The organism is Pseudomonas sp. GL-RE-26 (genome assembly GCF_019956275.1).
GTDB classification, from domain to species: domain Bacteria; phylum Pseudomonadota; class Gammaproteobacteria; order Pseudomonadales; family Pseudomonadaceae; genus Aquipseudomonas; species Aquipseudomonas grandcourensis.
In genome coordinates this window covers 237,081-255,452 of record NZ_JAHBDI010000033.1, presented here as the reverse complement: position 1 = coordinate 255,452, position 18,372 = coordinate 237,081, and the positions used below count along the sequence as shown (strand labels likewise).

Genomic DNA, 18,372 nt, shown 5'->3' with positions numbered 1-18,372 from the left:
TTGGGAGTTGATGATTCATGGATATCCGTAAAGTTAAGAAACTGATCGAATTGCTGGAAGAGTCCGGCATCGACGAGCTCGAGATCAAGGAAGGCGAAGAGTCCGTACGCATCAGCCGTCATAGCAAGACCCCGGCTCAGCAGTACTACGCGCCAGCTCCAATGCATGCTCCGGTTGCCGCGCCTGTCGCCGCCGCCGCTCCGGCTGCTGCTGCACCTGCTGCTGCCGCCGCGCCAGCACTGAACGGCACCGTTGCCCGTTCGCCGATGGTCGGTACTTTCTATCGCAAGTCTTCGCCAAGCTCGCCGTCCTTCGTGGAAGTCGGCCAGACCGTGAAGAAAGGCGACACCCTGTGCATCGTTGAAGCCATGAAGATGATGAACCACATCGAAGCTGAAACCAGCGGTGTGATCGAATCCATCCTCGTCGAAGACGGCCAGCCGGTTGAGTACGACCAACCGCTGTTCACCATCGTTTGAACCGCGGAGAGCCTTTGATGACTGCGAAGTTGGAAAAAGTTCTGATCGCCAACCGCGGTGAGATCGCCCTGCGGATCCTGCGCGCCTGCAAAGAGATGGGCATCAAGACCGTCGCCGTTTACTCCAAGGCTGACAAGGAACTGATGCACCTGGGCCTGGCAGACGAATCCGTCTGCATCGGTCCGGCATCGGCCGCCCACTCCTACCTGCACATTCCGGCAATCATTGCTGCGGCCGAAGTGACTGGCGCCACCGCCATTCACCCGGGCTACGGCTTCCTTGCGGAAAACGCCGACTTCGCCGAACAGGTCGAGAACTCCGGCTTCGCGTTCATTGGCCCGAAAGCCGAAACCATTCGCCTGATGGGCGACAAGGTATCGGCCAAGCACGCCATGATCGCCGCCGGCGTTCCGACTGTTCCGGGCTCTGACGGCCCGCTGCCGGAAGACGAAGAAACCGCTCTGCGCATTGGTCGCGAAGTCGGTTACCCGGTGATCATCAAGGCCGCTGGCGGCGGCGGTGGTCGCGGCATGCGCGTTGTGCATAAAGAAGAAGACCTGATTTCCTCGGCCAAACTGACCCGCTCCGAAGCTGGCGCGGCGTTCGGCAACCCGATGGTCTATCTGGAAAAATTCCTGACCAACCCACGCCACGTGGAAGTTCAGGTACTTTCCGATGGCCAGGGCCACGCTATCCATCTGGGCGACCGCGACTGCTCGCTGCAACGTCGTCACCAGAAGGTTCTCGAAGAAGCGCCGGCACCGGGCATCGACGAGAACGCACGTGAGGAAGTACTCGCACGCTGCGTCAAGGCTTGCATCGATATCGGTTACCGTGGCGCAGGCACTTTCGAGTTCCTGTACGAAAACGGTCACTTCTACTTCATCGAGATGAACACTCGTGTCCAGGTAGAGCACCCGGTTTCGGAAATGGTCACCGGCATCGACATCGTCAAGGAGATGCTCAGCATCGCCGCCGGCAACAAGCTGTCGTTCACCCAGGATGACGTGGTCATCCGCGGTCACGCGCTGGAATGCCGGATCAACGCCGAAGACCCGAAAACCTTCATGCCGAGCCCGGGCACGGTCAAGCATTTCCACGCCCCAGGCGGCAACGGCGTTCGCGTCGACTCGCACCTGTACAGTGGTTATGCCGTTCCGCCGAACTACGATTCGTTGATCGGCAAGCTGATCACCTACGGCGCAACTCGCGACGAAGCCATGGCGCGCATGCGCAATGCGCTGGACGAGATCGTGGTCGACGGGATCAAGACCAACATCCCGCTGCACCGCGACCTGACCCGCGATGAAGGCTTCTGCAAAGGGGGCGTGAACATTCACTACCTCGAGCACAAGCTGGCTGGCGAGAAGCACTAAGCTTCGACCCCATCGACAAAGCCGCCTTCGGGCGGCTTTGTTGTATCTGGACATTACTGCGCACCGTATCTCTGTGGCGAGGGAGCTTGCTCCCGCTCGGTTGCACAGCAACCGCAAAACCATCAAGCCGGGCCAGACCAGACAGAACCGTGCCTGCCGTTTTGGGATCGCTTCGCGCTCCAGCGGGAGCAAGCTCCCTCGCCACAGGTCTTTCGTTCACACCTGAACTCTACCAACCCGGTCGTCATCTGCCCCGCGCTCGCGTAAACTTGCGTCCTTCTCGCAGCCCACCAGGCTGCAATCAATATTTTTCAAAGGTGCCCGCCATGCCTTGGCTGCAAGTACGTCTCGCCATCAGCCCAGAACAAGCCGAAACCTATGAAGACGCTTTCCTTGAAGTGGGCGCCGTGTCGGTGACCTTCATGGACGCCGAAGATCAGCCGATCTTCGAGCCGGAACTCAACACCACGCCGCTGTGGTCCCACACGCACCTGTTGGCCCTGTTCGAAGGCGGCACCGAGCCAGGCCCGGTACTGGCCCATCTGGAACTGCTGACCGGCAGCCCGCTGCCCGAGCACCACAGCGAAGTGATCGAAGACCAGGACTGGGAGCGCAGCTGGATGGATGGTTTCCAGCCAATGCAATTCGGCCAGCGCCTGTGGATCGTGCCGAGCTGGCACGCCGCACCAGAACCTGACGCGGTGAACCTGCTGCTGGATCCGGGCCTGGCGTTCGGCACCGGCACCCACCCGACCACCGCACTGTGCCTGGAATGGCTCGACGGTCAGGACCTGAAAGACTGCAACGTGCTGGACTTCGGCTGCGGCTCGGGGATTCTGGCGATCGCCGCCCTGTTGCTGGGCGCCAAAGAGGCCGTGGGCACCGATATCGACGTGCAGGCGCTGGAAGCCTCCCGCGACAACGCCGGGCGCAACGGTATCGCCGATGAACTGTTCCCATTGTATTTGCCGGAAGACCTGCCGCAGGTGCAGGCCGACGTGCTGGTGGCCAACATTCTCGCCGGCCCTCTGGTGTCCCTGGCGCCACAGCTGTCCGGCCTGGTCAAGTCGGGCGGTCGCCTGGCGCTGTCGGGCATCCTCGCCGAACAGGGTGACGAAGTCGCTGCCGCCTACGCCAAGGACTTCGATCTGGATCCGATCGCCAATCGCGATGGCTGGGTGCGCATCACTGGCCGTCGGCGCTAGAATGATTGCCTGCATAATCCGGATCGCCGCATGACCGACAGCTTCGTCACCCAGTGCCCGCATTGCCAAACCAGCTTCCGCGTTAGCCATGCCCAATTGAGCGTGGCTCGCGGGGTAGTTCGTTGCGGCTCCTGCCTGCAGGTGTTCAATGCCGCCAGGCAGCTGCTTGAGCAGGCCGGCAAGGAAGCACCGGTCGCGATGCCGCTCCCGCCTGTGCAGCCTGAGGAACCCCCTGAGTCATCAGCGCCGCGCGCCATCAGCCAAAAGCAATGGAGCGCGACTGAACTGGACCTGGACAGCCTCGACCTCGACGAAGAACTCGCCCGGCTCGAACAGCGGGAAATCCAGCCGACTACCGAACTCGGCCGCCATCGCGAGGACTCGCTGAGTGCCCGTCGCGACAGCAACGAGCATGACGACGAGGAGCCGTGGTCCGACAGCCTGTTCAGTGAGTCGGCGGCCGATCGCGCGCAACTCGACGAACCGCTCGACAGCCTTGAAACGCCAGAGCCGATGGTCGAACCGAGCAAAGCCTCGCGCACCGAACCTTCGCTGTCCCTGGAACCGGTTGATCTCGACGACGAACCGCAGCCACCCCATTTGCGACTGCACGACCCTCTCGATGCGCCGCTGAACCGCGAACGCCTGTCGGCCGCCGACGAGAGCGAAATCGACGACAACCTGCCCTCGATCGAACCGCTGCGCAAGCGACGCGAACGCAGCGAGCCGGGCGTGCGTGCCGAAGTGCTGCAAGACCTGACCGACGATCCGCTGCAACTGGACTGGCAAAAACGCCGCTCGCCCTGGGGCCGACGGTTGTCGTGGCTGCTACTGGTGCTGATTGCCGCTGGCGCCCTCGCCGGCCAGTACATCGCCTACCATTTCGACGAACTGGCGCGACAGGATCAATATCGCCCGTGGTTCCAGCAACTGTGCCCGCAAATCGGCTGCACCGTGCCCTCCAAAGTCGACATCGCGAAAATCAAGAGCAGCAACCTGGTGGTGCGCAGCCATCCCGAGTTCAATGGCGCCCTGGTGGTCGATGCGATCATCTATAACCGCGCGCCCTTCTCCCAGCCCTTCCCGCTGCTGGAACTGCGCTTCGCCGACCTCAATGGCCATCTGATCGCCAGTCGTCGCTTCAAGCCTGGCGAATACCTCAATGGCGATCTCGAAGGCATGGCGGAGATGCCTCCGCAAACGCCGATCCACATCGCCCTGGACATTCTCGACCCAGGTGCCAAGGCCGTGAACTACAGCCTGAGCTTTCACTCTCCGGAGTGAAACGCTTCATTGTTCCCGGATTAACGCCGGCTTTCTGACTGCCCCGGGCGAACCAAACCACGGGTAATAACAGAATAACTGTTCAGAATTTGTTCAATTCAGCCTTTATCCAGTCATCGAGAGCGGGTATCATGCCAACCCTTTTTCGAACTCTCATGATCCGGCCCCACAACAGGGAAGTCCTATGTCGGCGGTACGCATCGGCCCATACACATTACATAACAGCTTGATTCTCGCCCCCATGGCGGGAGTCACCGACCAGCCCTTTCGTCAGCTGTGCAAGCGCTTGGGTGCGGGACTGGTCGTCTCGGAAATGGTCACCAGCGACATGAGTTTGTGGAACACCCGCAAGTCGCGCATGCGCATGATCCACCAAGGTGATCCCGAGCCACGCTCGGTACAGATCGCCGGTGGGGACGCGCAGATGCTGGCGGACGCCGCCCGTGCCAACGTTGAAATGGGTGCGCAGATCATTGATATCAACATGGGCTGTCCGGCAAAAAAAGTCTGCAACAAGGCTGCCGGTTCCGCACTGTTGAAGGATGAACTCCTGGTAACCGAGATCCTGCAGGCCGTCGTGGCTGCGGTCGATGTGCCGGTTACCCTGAAGATCCGGACCGGTTGGGACCGGGACAACAAGAATGGCCTGACGGTGGCGAAGATCGCCGAGCAGGCAGGCATTACGGCGCTGGCGGTGCATGGCCGCACCCGTGCCGACCTGTACACCGGTGAAGCCGAGTACGACACCATTGCCGCGATCAAGCAGGCAGTGTCGATCCCGGTCTTCGCCAATGGCGATATCGATTCGCCGGAAAAAGCCCGGTACGTGCTCGACGCGACCGGTGCCGATGGCCTGTTGATTGGCCGGGCTGCCCAGGGGCGGCCATGGATTTTTCGCGAGATCGACCATTTCCTGCGTACCGGCGAGAAACTCCCGGCGTTGGAACTGATCGAGGTGGAACGCATTCTGCTAGAGCATCTGGCCGCCCTGCACGCCTTCTATGGCGATGTCATGGGCGTGCGCATTGCTCGAAAGCATGTGGGCTGGTATCTCGCAACCCTGCCGGGCGCCAGGGAGTTTCGCGCCCACTTCAATCGTTTGGATGGTACGGATACACAATGCGCCAACGTTCGGGCGTTTTTCGCCGAGCGTTACAAGAGCCTGACAGGGGACGGAGAGTGGGTGGCCGCATGACGATGATGACCGAGACTTTAGTGAGTGGAACAACACCCGTGAGCGACAACGTGAATTTGAAACAGCACCTCAATACGCCAAGCGAAGAAGGCCAGACCCTTCGCGGGAGTGTCGAGAAGGCGCTGCACAATTATTTCGCCCACCTTGAGGGCGCTGCCGTCACGGATGTGTACAACCTGGTGCTCTCCGAAGTCGAGGCCCCCCTGCTCGAGTGCGTAATGAATTACGTCAAGGGCAACCAGACCAAGGCCAGTGAGATGCTCGGGCTGAACCGGGGCACGCTGCGCAAGAAACTCAAGCAGTACGATTTGCTGTAAGCATTCAATCAAACCAGAAAGGCGCCCGCGTAAAACCGGTCGCCTTTTTTGCTGACTTCCTTTGCTTTTGATGGAAATTGAGATGACCGACCAGACTACCCGCCTGCCGATCCGCCGCGCCTTGATCAGCGTTTCCGACAAGACCGGGATCCTCGAATTCGCCAAGGAGCTTGAAGCCCTGGGCGTCGAGATCCTCTCCACCGGTGGGACGTTCAAGCTGCTGCAGGACAACGGCGTTGCCGCAGTGGAAGTCGCGGATTACACAGGCTTTGCCGAAATGATGGACGGCCGGGTGAAGACCCTGCACCCGAAAATCCACGGTGGGATCCTCGGTCGTCGCGGTATCGACGACGCCATCATGAACGAGCACGGCATCAGGCCGATCGACCTGGTAGCGGTCAACCTGTACCCGTTCGAAGCCACCATCAACAAGCCAGGCTGCGACCTGCCGACCGCCATCGAGAACATCGACATCGGTGGCCCGACCATGGTTCGTTCGGCAGCGAAAAACCATAAAGACGTAGCGATCGTGGTGAACGCCGGCGATTACGCCAACGTACTGGAAAACCTGAAAGCCGGCGGCCTGACCTACGCCCAGCGTTTCGACCTGATGCTCAAGGCCTTCGAACACACTGCCGCCTACGACGGCATGATCGCCAACTACATGGGCACCGTGAACCAGACGGCTGAAACCCTGAGCACCGAAGGCCGCAGCGAGTTCCCGCGCACCTTCAACAGCCAGTTCATCAAGGCCCAGGAAATGCGCTACGGCGAGAACCCGCACCAGAGCGCGGCGTTCTATGTTGAAGCCAAGCCTGCCGAAGTCGGCATCGCCACCGCGACCCAGCTGCAAGGCAAGGAACTGTCGTACAACAACGTGGCCGACACCGACGCCGCGCTGGAATGCGTGAAGAGCTTCGTCAAGCCGGCTTGCGTAATCGTCAAGCACGCCAACCCGTGCGGCGTGGCTGTCAGCCCTGATGCCGAAGGCGGCATCCGCAAGGCCTACGACCTGGCCTACGCCACCGACACCGAATCGGCATTCGGCGGCATCATCGCCTTCAACCGCGAACTGGACGCTGAGACCGCCAAGGCCATCGTCGAGCGTCAGTTCGTCGAAGTGATCATCGCTCCGTCGGTCAGCGAAGAGGCCCGCGCCATCGTCGCTGCCAAAGCCAACGTACGCCTGCTGGCCTGCGGCGAGTGGTCGGCTGACCGCGCTGCTGCCTGGGACTACAAGCGCGTTAACGGTGGCCTGCTGGTACAGAGCCGCGACATCGGCATGATCGGCGCCGACGACCTGAAAGTAGTGACCAAGCGCGCACCGAGCGAGCAAGAAATCCACGACCTGATCTTTGCCTGGAAAGTTGCCAAGTACGTCAAGTCCAACGCCATCGTCTACGCCAAGAATCGCCAGACCATCGGTGTCGGCGCCGGCCAGATGAGCCGCGTGAACTCGGCACGTATTGCGGCCATCAAGGCTGAGCACGCTGGCCTGCAGGTAGCCGGTTCGGTGATGGCTTCCGACGCTTTCTTCCCGTTCCGCGACGGTCTGGACAATGCGGCCAAGGCGGGCGTGACTGCCGTGATCCAACCAGGCGGCTCGATGCGTGATGCCGAAGTGATTGCTGCTGCCGACGAAGCCGGCATCGCGATGGTATTCACCGGCATGCGCCACTTCCGTCACTAATACGGCAACGGTCGCACTGACGCCGGCATCTGCTGCGTTGGAGCCCACCTCGATGATGCTCATTGCCAGAAGGCAACTCCGCTCATCGAGGTGGGCTCCGCTTTGCATCTACCGGCGTCATTGCAACCTCCCAGGGCGTGAAGCGCTTTGGGTCCTAAACAGAATTAGCGTCATCCGAGGTTTTTGAAATGAATGTTTTGATCATTGGCAGCGGTGGCCGTGAACACGCACTGGCCTGGAAAGTGGCTCAGGATCCGCGCGTGCAGAAGGTTTTCGTAGCTCCGGGCAACGCCGGTACCGCCATCGAAGCCAAGTGCGAGAACGTCGCCATCGACGTACTGGCGCTTGAGCAACTGGCAGACTTTGCCGAGAAAAACGTTTCCCTGACCATCGTTGGCCCTGAAGTGCCACTGGTTGCCGGTGTTGTGGACCTGTTCCGCAGCCGCGGCCTGGATTGCTTCGGTCCGACCGCTGGCGCTGCGCAGCTGGAAGGTTCCAAAGCCTTCACCAAGGACTTCCTGGCTCGCCACAAGATCCCGACTGCCGACTACCAGAACTTCACCGAGATCGAGCCGGCCCTGGCTTATCTGCGTGAAAAAGGCGCTCCGATCGTGATCAAGGCCGATGGCCTGGCCGCCGGTAAAGGCGTGATCGTCGCCATGACCCTGGCCGAAGCCGAAGACGCCGTGCGTGACATGCTGGCGGGCAATGCCTTTGGCGATGCGGGTTCGCGCGTGGTCATCGAAGAGTTCCTGGACGGCGAAGAAGCCAGTTTCATCGTCATGGTCGACGGCAAGAACGTACTGCCGATGGCCACCAGCCAGGATCACAAACGCGTCGGTGACGGCGACACCGGTCCAAACACCGGTGGCATGGGTGCTTACTCCCCGGCGCCAGTGGTCACCGCCGAAGTGCACAAGCGCGTCATGGACCTGGTGATCTGGCCGACCGTGCGCGGCATGGCCGAGGAAGGCAACGTCTACACTGGTTTCCTGTACGCCGGTCTGATGATCGACAAGGCTGGTAACCCAAAAGTCATCGAATTCAACTGCCGCTTCGGCGACCCTGAGACCCAACCGGTGATGCTGCGCCTGCAGTCGAGCCTGGTGCTGCTGGTCGAGGCCGCCCTGGCCCAGGCGCTGGACAAAGTAGAAGCACAATGGGATCCACGCCCGAGCGTCGGCATCGTCCTGGCCGCTGGCGGCTATCCTGGTGACTACGCCAAAGGCGTGGCCATCAAGGGGCTGGATGCAGCCGCCGCACTGGAAGGCAAAGTCTTCCACGCCGGTACTGCGCTCAATGACGGTCAAGTCGTAACGGCCGGTGGTCGGGTGCTTTGCGCCACGGCCATGGGTGCCAGCGTCGACGCTGCACAACAACAAGCCTACAAGCTGGCGGCTTCGATTGATTGGGAAGGCTGTTTCTATCGCAAGGACATTGGCTACCGCGCCATTGCCCGCGAGCGTGGCGAAAACCAGGAATAAGGTAAACACCGCGCCAGGCAATGAACACCGTTTATTGCCTGGCTATTCCGGCGCCGCGCATCGTTATATTCTGGCATCAACCTAACGAAGGGATTTCGCCGTGCGCTGGCTCAGGATTGCCATAAGCTTGACCGTCACGTTGCTGACCTTGCTCTGCATGCTACCGGCCCAGGCCGCGCAAGGCAGTGGCTGGGCGGTATTGCTCGACGAACAGGGCGATCTGCAACTGAGCGACATCCGCTCCGCACGCTACACCAATCAATTCAGCCCCATAGAACTCGACCGCATTACCGCAGCCGAACCCGATGGCGCGCTATGGTTGCGATTCAGGCTTGCACCGGGCAAACACGAACAATTGCTGCGGGTGTTCGCGCCTGACCTGCGTCAGTTCAACATGTACGTACTGGACGGCGACACGCTGATCGATCAATCCAGCACGGGCAACGAACGCCCCCAATCCGAGCGACCATTGCCCAGTAGCGACTTCATGCTGGCCCTGCCGCAAAGCGACAACCCTCTCGACGTATACCTGCGACTGGCCTCCGACCACCAGTTACGGCCCTATATCACCCTGCAATCGGCGATCATCTCGGCCGCCAACCAGAACCAGACGCTGGTCTATGGCCTGTTGTTCGGTTGCATCGCCATGCTGATCCTGCACAACCTCATCCGCTACACCTACACCCGCTCGCGCAGCGCCCTCTGGTTAGCGACGTGCGAAGGGTTGTTGATGCTCAGCCTGCTGTTGTTGCTGAACCTCGCCGGCCCCTGGCTTCCGGACTGGCATGCACTGCAAACGCCGGGGGCTTACCTGGCATTGATAATGACTGCGCCCTGCGGCCTGATGCTTGCCTATCGCTTCTTCGCCCCGCTCGGGCCGCATCCGCTGAACCGGTTGCTGCTTGGCGAGGTCCTGCTCATCACCGCCTGCGGGCTGATGCTGCTGTTCGTCAATACCTTGCCGCTGAACTTCATTACCTACGGCCTGGTAGCCCTGGCTGGCCTGACCATGCTGTTCATCAGCGCCTATCACTGGCAAAAAGGTTATCGCCCGGCTCGCTTCTTCGTGGCGGCCATGGTGGTGTTCAATCTTGGGACACTGGTCATCCTGCCCGCGCTGTTGGGGCTGACCCTGATCGAACCCCATGGCCTGATCACCACATTGCTGGCGTTCATCTGCATCAGCGGCCTGTTGATGAGCATTGCGTTGAGCGAGCGCCAGCGCCGCATCACCGAAGACCGCTTCAGCATCAGCCGTGACCTGGCGGCCAGCAACGCCGAGATCAACGCCAAGGCCGAGTTCCTGGCGAAGATCAGCCATGAGATCCGCACCCCGATGAACGGCGTCCTCGGCATGACCGAGCTGCTGCTGGGCACGCCGCTATCGGTCAAGCAACGCGACTATGTGCAGACGATCCACAGCGCCGGCAACGAACTGCTGACACTGATCAACGAAATTCTCGACATTTCCAAACTCGAGTCCGGACAGATCGAGCTGGACGATGTGCAGTTCGACCTCAACGCGCTGATCGAAGACTGCCTGAGCATCTTCCGCGCCAAGGCCGAGCAGCAAAACGTCGAGTTGATCAGCTTCATCCAGCCGCAAGTGCCGCGGGTGATCAGCGGTGACCCTACACGCTTGCGCCAGACGCTGTTGAGCCTGCTTGAAAACGCCCTGAAAAAAACCGATGAAGGTGAAATCCTGATCGTCGTGGCGCTCGACGAGCGCAACACCAAACCACGCCTGCGCATCGCCGTGCAGGACAGCGGCGAGCCCATGGACGCCGAAGAACGCGACGCCCTGATGCACACCGAACTGCACAGCCGGCATTTTCTTTCGGCCACCCAGTTGGGCGGCAACCTGGGGCTGGTGATTGCCCGCCAGCTGATCCGCTTGATGCAGGGTGAATTCGGAATCAAGAGCGGCAACAACCAGGGCAGCACCCTGTGGCTGACCCTGCCGCTGGACCCGGATCGCCTCGAACACCCGACCTCCGACCTCGACGGCCCACTGCAGGGTGCGCGGGTATTGGTGGTGGACGACAATGACACCTGTCGCAAGGTGCTGGTGCAGCAATGCAGCGCCTGGGGCCTGAACGTCAGCGCCGCGTCTTCCGGCAAGGAAGCGCTGGCCCTGCTGCGCACCAAGGCTCATTTGCGCGATTACTTCGATGTGGTCCTGCTGGACCAGAACATGCCAGGCATGACCGGCATGCAACTGGCGGCCAAGATCAAGGAAGACCCGAGCCTGAACCATGACATCCTGCTGATCATGCTCACCGGCATCAGCAACGCACCGAGCAAGATCATCGCGCGCAACTCCGGGATCAAGCGCATCCTCGCCAAGCCGGTGGCCGGCTACACCCTCAAGACTACCCTGGCCGACGAACTGACCCAGCGCAACAAAGGGCTCGTCGCGACCCAGCCCGTACCAAGCGGCCCGGCTTTGCCGATCAAGGTCCCCTGCGACTTCCGCATTCTGGTGGCTGAAGACAACAGCATCTCGACCAAGGTGATCCGCGGCATGCTGAGCAAGCTCAATCTGCAACCGGATACCGCCTGCAACGGCGAAGAAGCCCTGCAGGCGATGAAAGCCCAGCGTTACGACCTGGTGCTGATGGACTGCGAAATGCCGATCCTCGACGGCTTCTCGGCCACCCAGCAATTGCGCGCCTGGGAAGTCGGCAACCAGCGGGTTCGCACCCCTGTGGTGGCGTTGACCGCCCATATCCTTGCCGAACACAAAGAGCGTGCGCGCCAGGCTGGCATGGACGGACACATGGCCAAGCCGGTGGAACTGTCGCAGTTGCGCGAACTGATCGAGCACTGGGTTGCCCAGCGTGACCAGCAGAATCGCACGACAACCCAAACGTCCTGAGCCGACAGACTTCGCAACCCCTGATAGACTCCCCCCTCGACTTCCCTCGCCAGTGAGCCCGGCACCATGCTCCATGTGTTGTTCAGCGTTTATCTGAAGATGCTGGTGCTCTATAGCCCATTCTTCGTGTTGTCCTGTTTCATCAGCCTGACCCGTGGTTATTCGCGCAAGGAACAGCGTCGACTGGCCTGGAAAGTAGCGGTCGCCACCCTGGTCTCCAGCGTTCTGCTGTACTTGTTCGGCCGGGTGATTTTCAGCGTGTTCGGCATTACCGTGGACGCATTCCGCATTGGCGCCGGCAGTGTGCTGTTCATCTCGGCGCTGGGCATGGCACAAGGCAAATCGGCGGTACAGACCGACAACGTGCAGCAGGATGTCACCATCGTTCCGCTGACCATCCCGCTGACAGTCGGTCCCGGTACGATCGGCGCCTTGCTAGTGATGGGCGTGAGCCAGCCGCACTGGGACGACAAGCTCACGGCCATTGTCAGCATTGCCTTGGCCAGTTTTACCGTGGGCGTGGTGCTGTTTTTGTCCGGCCGCATCGAGCGCATTCTCGGCGACCAGGGGCTACAGATCGTCAGCCGATTGATGGGGTTGTTCGTGTGCGCACTGGCGGCGCAGATCATCTTCACCGGGGTGAAGGGTTATCTGGTGCCTTGAACATAAAGCACTCCGGTTCTGGCAAATCGTGGGGCTAGCGGACTCGAAGCATCCAGGGTGTCGCCGTGTGCCTCACCGCTGCACGGCGCCTGCTTCGTACTCCTCGCAACCATTGATTCAAACCGGTTAACCCTTCCCCTTCTACACCCCTACAGATTTCAAACAGACCAAAGACTATCAGCCTCTGAACCGGCTTGATTGAGCTCACTGCCTGCGACGCACAAATCTTTTAGCCAACACTTCTTTCCGATTCTGCGCCAGGATAAATTCGACATCATCTTTTACTTCAGCGTAAGCAGCAGGATTAAAGGCGAGAAAGTTGGAGCCCTGGTAAATATCGAGACTTGCAATTTTCAAATCCAAAAACAAAACCCCACCACCCACTTGATCTCCGACATGATTAACGGATGAAAACGAAACCATAACCAATCCGTTTTTCGTTTGCTCGCAAGGCAGCAAGGCCAGCTTTATACCCTTGGCCTTGGTAACTTCATAGTTGAAAACCTTGATTGTTTCAGGCTCTTTTTCCAATGCTGACAATGTGCTGTCGGCGACGGCACTTAGCACGGTCGCACCGGGAATGGCAGCTTTTGCCGCTTCAACGCCCGCCTGGATAATAGAGGTGACAACATTTTTCATTGTCCCGCTACCAGACCTTTTTTTGTATTCGATACTCGCGTTGATGGGAACAGAACACCCCATATCCTCCATGCACTGGAGAAAGGCTCGGTGCCAGGCGGCGGGGCTATGACTGTCTTTAGTCTCGCGATCGGCCTCCAACTTCGAAAACTTTATGAGGTTTTCGATAATCGTCATATTTTCAAGCGAAATATTATCGCCATAACCAATGAGCGTATTACCCAAAACCAAAGCATCCAATTCCTTGGTAGGACTCGAATCGTTCAATGCCTTGGGTGAACTCGACGCAGTGGTCGACATTAACGCTTTTGCACGAGGAGCACTGTTCAACAACGCCTTTGACCTGGCAAGACGCGCCTTCCCAATATCGGTGCATTGTTTATGAGTGACAAAACCTTCTACGATTTCCATATCGAACTACTCCTTTTAAATTCGTTTAAGTCTCCTGCAGAGACAAAACGAATCTAAATCACCCCAACTCTGCTATCAAACCCGATTGAATGTCGACATATGTAAGCACCCATCAACCATGCAGCAGTTGTCGAGCCGCTCAGCCCGAACAACACTGCACCAAACAGTGATATTAAATTAGTTAATATCGCTTAATTTATCACCATAACTACGCGGCGTATAAACCCACGGCATTCCTTGGGAGCGATGAAACACGCGAGTCGTGGATGAACCAATCAACACCATGGTCCGCATGTCGACCTGGTCTGGAGTCAATTGAGAAAGCGTCGTCACGCGTAGTGTCTGCCCCGGGCGTCCGACATCACGCCCTAGCACAACTGGCGTTTCAGGTGCGCGATGCTGAGCGACGATCTCCAGCGCACGCCCCAATTGCCAAGGTCGGGAACGCGAGATCGGATTGTAGAACGCCATTGCCAGATCAGCTTGCGCTGCCAGATCCAGACGTTTTTCAATGATCGACCAGGGCTTGAGGTTATCCGACAGCGACAGCACACAGAAGTCATGACCCAGCGGCGCACCAGCCTGGGCGGCCGTCGCCAGCGAGGCGGAAACCCCCGGCAAAATCTCGAGATCGACGTTGTGCCAATGGACGTCGGTGGACTCGTGCAGCGCCTCAAGCACCGCCGCGGCCATGGCGAAAACACCCGGATCACCTGAAGAAACCACCACCACCGAACGCCCTTGGGCCGCCAACTCGAAAGCGTGACGGGCGCGCTGCATCTCTTCGCGGTTGTCGGTGCAATGCAGCACCTGATCGTCGCGAAACGGCCCGGCCATGCGCACGTAGGTTTCGTAGCCCAATACATCGTTGGCGCGGGCCAGTTCAGCCTTCACGGCCGGCACCATCAGTTCGGCGGCCCCCGGCCCGAGGCCGATCACCGCCAGCCGTCCACGCGGGCGGCCGATCTGCAACGGGTCCAGCGGCTGGTCTGCGACTGCAATGGCAACAGTGTCGTTACCAAGCATGGAAACGGGCCGACCCATGGCAGTACGCAGACGTTCGCCAAGTACCTTCCCTGCGTGGGCAAAGCGCAACGGCACGCCCAGTTCAAGTGCTGCCTCACGCAACGCCGGATTGGCCATTTCGGTATCGGCGGCCAACAGGCAGGCCAGCGACTGCACGGCAATTCTTACCTGATGCAACGCCTCGCGCACCGCCTCTGCGACGTTCACCAGGCCAGCGTCCACGGCGACCACCACATTGCGCGGGTAGATCAACAATTCGTTGGCCGCAGGTGCCCGTTCGGCATGACCGACATGCACCGCCAGTCGGGCCAGCGCGTCTTCGGGCAATTGCGCCTGCGCCAACCACGGGGCCTCACCCTCAATACGCACCGTTTCGCCGGCGAGCAGATCGGAAACGAAACGCTTGCCCAGTTCCAGGTCGCCAAGGGCATAACCACTGGGCGGGTTGAGCAGGCACGTGCCGAAACGCAACTCGCCGCTGGTGGTGATCGCCGCCGCGACTTCCAGCGTGGCGGCAATCTCCCGCGCCATCACGTTTACTCCGCCAAGACCACCCAACAGTGGAACCACGGCGCTGCCGTCTTCGGCCACTGCCAATACCGGTGGTTCGGCGCCTTTTTCCAGCAGCAAGGGCGCCAGCGTGCGGATCACGATCCCGGCCGCGCACAGGGCAATGATCGGTGCACCCTGTTGATAGAGCTCGCGCAGGGTCGCACCGAATTCGTGATAGACCCGATCCGCGCCTTCGACCCGTTCGGCCAGGCCGTGGATCAGGGCGTCGGGATACACCTGCTGAATGCTGCGTGCGGTAGCGAGGCTGCCATTGCCAAGAATGACAATCGCCGGAACTGGACGGGTCATCAGCCTTGCCACCTTTCGCCGGGAACGATGATCAACGAGAAATACGGCGAGGACATCGGCTCGACCTGATCCAGCGGCACGATCTTCTGATTGGCCATGGTCGCGCGCTCGACGTACAAAGCGCGCTCGGCCAGGCCGAGTTCTTCCAGTACCTGGCGAACCTTGGGAAAGTTGCGCCCCAGTTTCATGATCACCGCCGCATCGGCATCGGCCAGGCGACGCTTGAGTTCGTCGTGCGGCAGCACACCGGACAACACCGACAGACTCTGATTGCGATACACCAGCGGCGCACCGAGCACCGAGGCCCCGCCGAGCATCGAGCACACACCGGGCACGACTTCAGCCTGATAACGTTCGGCGAGCCGGTCGTGCAAGTACATGTAGGAGCCGTAGAAGAACGGATCGCCTTCGCAGATCACCGCCACGTCGCGACCGGCATCGAGATGCGTCGCCAGTTCGTCGGCGGCGTCATCGTAGAAGTCGCTGATCACTTGTTCGTAGGACAACGGTGCCGGCAACGCTTCGGTGGTCACCGGGTACACCAGCGGCAACAGATTCTGTGCATCCTGCAGATGCGCCTCGATGATGCCGAAGGCGTTGCCTTTCTTGCCCTTGGCCACGAAGTACGCCACTACCGGCGATTCGCGCAGCAAGCGCAGGGCCTTGACGGTAATCAGTTCCGGATCACCAGGGCCGACGCCGAGGCCGATCAAACGTCCAGGTTGCTGCATCATTCGATCTCCGTGGCGAGGGCATTGACGGCGGCGGCGGCCATGGCGCTACCGCCCAGGCGACCCTGCATGATGACAAAAGGCACGCCACGACTGTCGGCTGCCAGCGCGGCCTTGGATTCGGCGGCACCGACGAAGCCCACCGGGAAGCCAAGGATCAGCGCCGGTTTCGGTGCACCGGCGTCGAGCATTTCCAGCAAGTAAAACAGTGCCGTCGGGGCGTTGCCGATGACTACCACGCTGCCTTCCAGGTGCGGACGCCACAGTTCCAGCGCAGCGGCTGAGCGGGTGTTACCCAATTCACGGGCCAGTTCCGGAACACTCTCGTCGCGCAGGGTACAGATCACCGGATTGTTCGCCGGCAACCGCGCGCGGGTCACGCCTTCTGAGACCATCCGCGCATCGCACAAAATCGGCGCGCCGGCCGCCAGCGCATCACGCCCGGCCTTGCCCGCCCCTGCGGAAAACTGCAGGCCGTCGATGGCCTCGACCATACCGCAGGCGTGAATGACACGGACCGCGAGTTTCTCCAGATCGGCCGGGATTCGCTCGAGGTTGGCCTCGGCGCGAATGATCGCGAAGGAGTTGCGATAGATCTCCTGACCATCGCGGATGTAATCAAGCATCAAGGGGGCTCCGTGAGCGGGCGTCGAGCAGGGCCGCGACCGCTTCAATAGTAAGGTTGCGTGCGTGCAGCGCGCCGAAACCCGGCTGCGCTGCATCGCGAAAATAGAGATCGTAGTGACCGTGGGCGACGGCCAGTAATGTGACGGGCGCCGTATGCGCGACGGCGCAGGAGCGCGGGCAACCGCTCAGGTGCATGTTCAGTGCCGGTCCATGGCTGTGCAGCAGCGCGGCCAGTTGCAGGGCATCGCCCTTGGTCTCGGCCAACCCCTTGGCGCAACCGCTGGAACCGGTGCAGGCGATCAACCTGGACAATGGCTGACCGGCTTCACAGGACAAGCCCAAGCGTTGCAAACGCCCCATGACTTCGGCGGCATTGTCCATGCGGACATTGGGCAGCAGCAGGCTTTGCCAGGGCGTGAAGCGCAGGCTGGAATCACCAAACTCGCATGCAAGCTGTGCCGCCCCCCGCAGCATCGCCGGATCGAGCCGCCCCAGCGGCGGCACAGCCCCAACATAGACAACACCGGACTCGGCCTGGGGATGGGCACCCAGGTGCAAATCACTGAAGCCCGAAACCCGCTGCCAACCGACAACGGCTCGCAGCGGCACTCGCTCGGCCAGCCGAAGCAGAACGTCCTCTATCGGGTACTCGGCCAGCAAATGGCGCATTCGCGCCTGCTCGGGGCGCGCCAGTTCAAGGAACAACTCAAGAACCGCGACCACCAGTGTGTGCCCGTCAGCCAGCGCAACCGAACCGGCGGGGCTGTCCGTCGGGCATCCCGCCAGACCGAACGCCAGCCGTTGTTCGCCGTCTTGCTCAAACGCCGAGAGCCACAGGTCATGGGGATGTTCGAGCATCGCCAGGTCTTCGCCGCCATCAAGTTGCACAGCGAACTTGGCACTGAGGTCGTAGAAGGCTTCGTGGCTTTGCAGTGTGGCGAGGATCTGCCCGGCCAGCGGGCGAGTGTCGAACAGCATGCGCCGATCGATCCCGGCGCCGGGGCTGAGCATCAGGTTGCGCACATCGTCGCCAGCCGCCGTGCGCGGCCCCAGATCGGCAGCCAGCAGGCTGTCGATCAACGCCGCTTGCTCGTTGCCAATGCCGCGGATCTGCAGGTTGGCCCGGTTGGTCGCCTCGATCGCTCCGCTGGCATATCGCTCGGCGACATCGGCCACAGCGATTGCCTGGTGCGCACCGATGGCACCACCGTCGAGTTTGATCCGGCAAATACCACCGTCCAATGCCTGGACGACACGCAACAACCCGGGACAGGCGGAAGGGCGCAAGCGGTTGGGTATCTGACGTGACTTCACAGGACGACCGGTACAAGACGAAGGACAGCATTATGCCTGCTTTGTCCGGCCGGATGAAAAACCCTGGCAGGTTGACGACGAAAAGCGCGTGATCCCGGGCCCAGGCTTTTCGCTTCAAGCGTGGACCGCCATCGCAAGTTCTAATTGAACACTCAGCGAAAACGCTAACAGCAAGAATCAATTCAACCAACC

Annotated in this window: 15 protein-coding genes; 10 read left to right on the top strand and 5 right to left on the bottom strand. The window is 60.6% G+C overall.

Translation table 11 applies throughout. The annotated features are described in order from the left end of the window. Positions 1 to 17: 17 nt before the first annotated feature. From accB to KGB07_RS20345, 10 genes are all read left to right on the top strand, one after another. Positions 18 to 479, top strand: coding sequence for an acetyl-CoA carboxylase biotin carboxyl carrier protein (gene accB / locus KGB07_RS20390; protein ID WP_046039963.1), 462 nt, complete (start codon positions 18 to 20; stop codon positions 477 to 479). 17 nt (positions 480 to 496) lie between these two features. Next, positions 497 to 1,855: an acetyl-CoA carboxylase biotin carboxylase subunit gene (gene accC, locus KGB07_RS20385; RefSeq protein WP_046039962.1), complete on the top strand. Its 1,359-nt coding sequence runs from the start codon at positions 497 to 499 to the stop codon at positions 1,853 to 1,855. Positions 1,856 to 2,181: 326 nt separating this feature from the next. After that, on the top strand, positions 2,182 to 3,060 hold the full coding sequence (gene prmA, locus KGB07_RS20380) for a 50S ribosomal protein L11 methyltransferase (RefSeq protein WP_046039961.1): 879 nt from the start codon (positions 2,182 to 2,184) through the stop codon (positions 3,058 to 3,060). Positions 3,061 to 3,090: 30 nt separating this feature from the next. Beyond that, on the top strand, positions 3,091 to 4,344 hold the full coding sequence (locus KGB07_RS20375; protein WP_223466383.1) for a DUF3426 domain-containing protein: 1,254 nt from the start codon (positions 3,091 to 3,093) through the stop codon (positions 4,342 to 4,344). A 184-nt stretch (positions 4,345 to 4,528) separates the two neighbouring features. Continuing rightward, positions 4,529 to 5,539: a tRNA dihydrouridine synthase DusB gene (dusB, locus tag KGB07_RS20370; RefSeq protein WP_223466381.1), complete on the top strand. Its 1,011-nt coding sequence runs from the start codon at positions 4,529 to 4,531 to the stop codon at positions 5,537 to 5,539. Then, positions 5,536 to 5,856, top strand: coding sequence for a DNA-binding transcriptional regulator Fis (gene fis / locus KGB07_RS20365; RefSeq protein WP_015093301.1), 321 nt, complete (start codon positions 5,536 to 5,538; stop codon positions 5,854 to 5,856). The genes dusB and fis overlap by 4 nt, the downstream gene beginning before the upstream one ends. 82 nt (positions 5,857 to 5,938) lie before the next feature. Next, a complete protein-coding gene (purH, locus tag KGB07_RS20360) occupies positions 5,939 to 7,546 on the top strand; it encodes a bifunctional phosphoribosylaminoimidazolecarboxamide formyltransferase/IMP cyclohydrolase (protein ID WP_223466379.1) in 1,608 nt (535 codons plus the stop codon). A gap of 188 nt (positions 7,547 to 7,734) precedes the next feature. Then, positions 7,735 to 9,030 (top strand): phosphoribosylamine--glycine ligase, encoded by a 1,296-nt coding sequence (gene purD / locus KGB07_RS20355; RefSeq protein WP_046039954.1) that lies wholly within the window; start codon positions 7,735 to 7,737, stop codon positions 9,028 to 9,030. 100 nt (positions 9,031 to 9,130) lie between these two features. Beyond that, entirely contained in the window at positions 9,131 to 11,908 is a 2,778-nt protein-coding gene (locus KGB07_RS20350; protein WP_046039952.1) for a hybrid sensor histidine kinase/response regulator, read from the top strand. 66 nt (positions 11,909 to 11,974) lie between these two features. Continuing rightward, a complete protein-coding gene (locus tag KGB07_RS20345; protein WP_008053960.1) occupies positions 11,975 to 12,571 on the top strand; it encodes a MarC family protein in 597 nt (198 codons plus the stop codon). 204 nt (positions 12,572 to 12,775) lie between these two features. Here the strand turns inward: KGB07_RS20345 and KGB07_RS20340 are convergent, their stop codons facing one another. The 5 genes from KGB07_RS20340 to cobG all read right to left on the bottom strand — a co-directional run bounded on the left by KGB07_RS20340 (position 12,776) and on the right by cobG (position 18,165). Next, positions 12,776 to 13,621 carry a hypothetical protein gene (locus KGB07_RS20340; RefSeq protein ID WP_223466378.1) on the bottom strand — a complete coding sequence of 282 codons (846 nt, stop codon included), beginning with the start codon at positions 13,619 to 13,621 and terminating at the stop codon, positions 12,776 to 12,778. A 177-nt stretch (positions 13,622 to 13,798) separates the two neighbouring features. After that, on the bottom strand, positions 13,799 to 15,508 hold the full coding sequence (cobJ, locus tag KGB07_RS20335) for a precorrin-3B C(17)-methyltransferase (protein ID WP_223466376.1): 1,710 nt from the start codon (positions 15,506 to 15,508) through the stop codon (positions 13,799 to 13,801). Continuing rightward, positions 15,508 to 16,239, bottom strand: a complete 732-nt coding sequence (locus tag KGB07_RS20330) for a precorrin-2 C(20)-methyltransferase (protein WP_046039991.1) — start codon at positions 16,237 to 16,239, stop codon at positions 15,508 to 15,510. The genes cobJ and KGB07_RS20330 overlap by 1 nt, the downstream gene beginning before the upstream one ends. Further along, positions 16,239 to 16,865, bottom strand: coding sequence for a precorrin-8X methylmutase (locus KGB07_RS20325; RefSeq protein ID WP_046039946.1), 627 nt, complete (start codon positions 16,863 to 16,865; stop codon positions 16,239 to 16,241). The genes KGB07_RS20330 and KGB07_RS20325 overlap by 1 nt, the downstream gene beginning before the upstream one ends. Further along, on the bottom strand, positions 16,858 to 18,165 hold the full coding sequence (gene cobG, locus KGB07_RS20320; RefSeq protein ID WP_317850412.1) for a precorrin-3B synthase: 1,308 nt from the start codon (positions 18,163 to 18,165) through the stop codon (positions 16,858 to 16,860). Before cobG ends, KGB07_RS20325 begins: the two co-directional genes overlap by 8 nt. Positions 18,166 to 18,372 lie beyond the last annotated feature (207 nt).

Coding starts and splice junctions, on each gene's coding strand:
- accB (WP_046039963.1), top strand. CDS start 18: ATGGATATCCGTAAAGTTAAGAAACTGATCGAATTGCTGGAAGAGTCC.
- accC (WP_046039962.1), top strand. CDS start 497: ATGACTGCGAAGTTGGAAAAAGTTCTGATCGCCAACCGCGGTGAGATC.
- prmA (WP_046039961.1), top strand. CDS start 2,182: ATGCCTTGGCTGCAAGTACGTCTCGCCATCAGCCCAGAACAAGCCGAA.
- KGB07_RS20375 (WP_223466383.1), top strand. CDS start 3,091: ATGACCGACAGCTTCGTCACCCAGTGCCCGCATTGCCAAACCAGCTTC.
- dusB (WP_223466381.1), top strand. CDS start 4,529: ATGTCGGCGGTACGCATCGGCCCATACACATTACATAACAGCTTGATT.
- fis (WP_015093301.1), top strand. CDS start 5,536: ATGACGATGATGACCGAGACTTTAGTGAGTGGAACAACACCCGTGAGC.
- purH (WP_223466379.1), top strand. CDS start 5,939: ATGACCGACCAGACTACCCGCCTGCCGATCCGCCGCGCCTTGATCAGC.
- purD (WP_046039954.1), top strand. CDS start 7,735: ATGAATGTTTTGATCATTGGCAGCGGTGGCCGTGAACACGCACTGGCC.
- KGB07_RS20345 (WP_008053960.1), top strand. CDS start 11,975: ATGCTCCATGTGTTGTTCAGCGTTTATCTGAAGATGCTGGTGCTCTAT.
- KGB07_RS20340 (WP_223466378.1), bottom strand. CDS start 13,621: ATGGAAATCGTAGAAGGTTTTGTCACTCATAAACAATGCACCGATATT.
- cobJ (WP_223466376.1), bottom strand. CDS start 15,508: ATGACCCGTCCAGTTCCGGCGATTGTCATTCTTGGCAATGGCAGCCTC.
- KGB07_RS20330 (WP_046039991.1), bottom strand. CDS start 16,239: ATGCAGCAACCTGGACGTTTGATCGGCCTCGGCGTCGGCCCTGGTGAT.
- KGB07_RS20325 (WP_046039946.1), bottom strand. CDS start 16,865: ATGCTTGATTACATCCGCGATGGTCAGGAGATCTATCGCAACTCCTTC.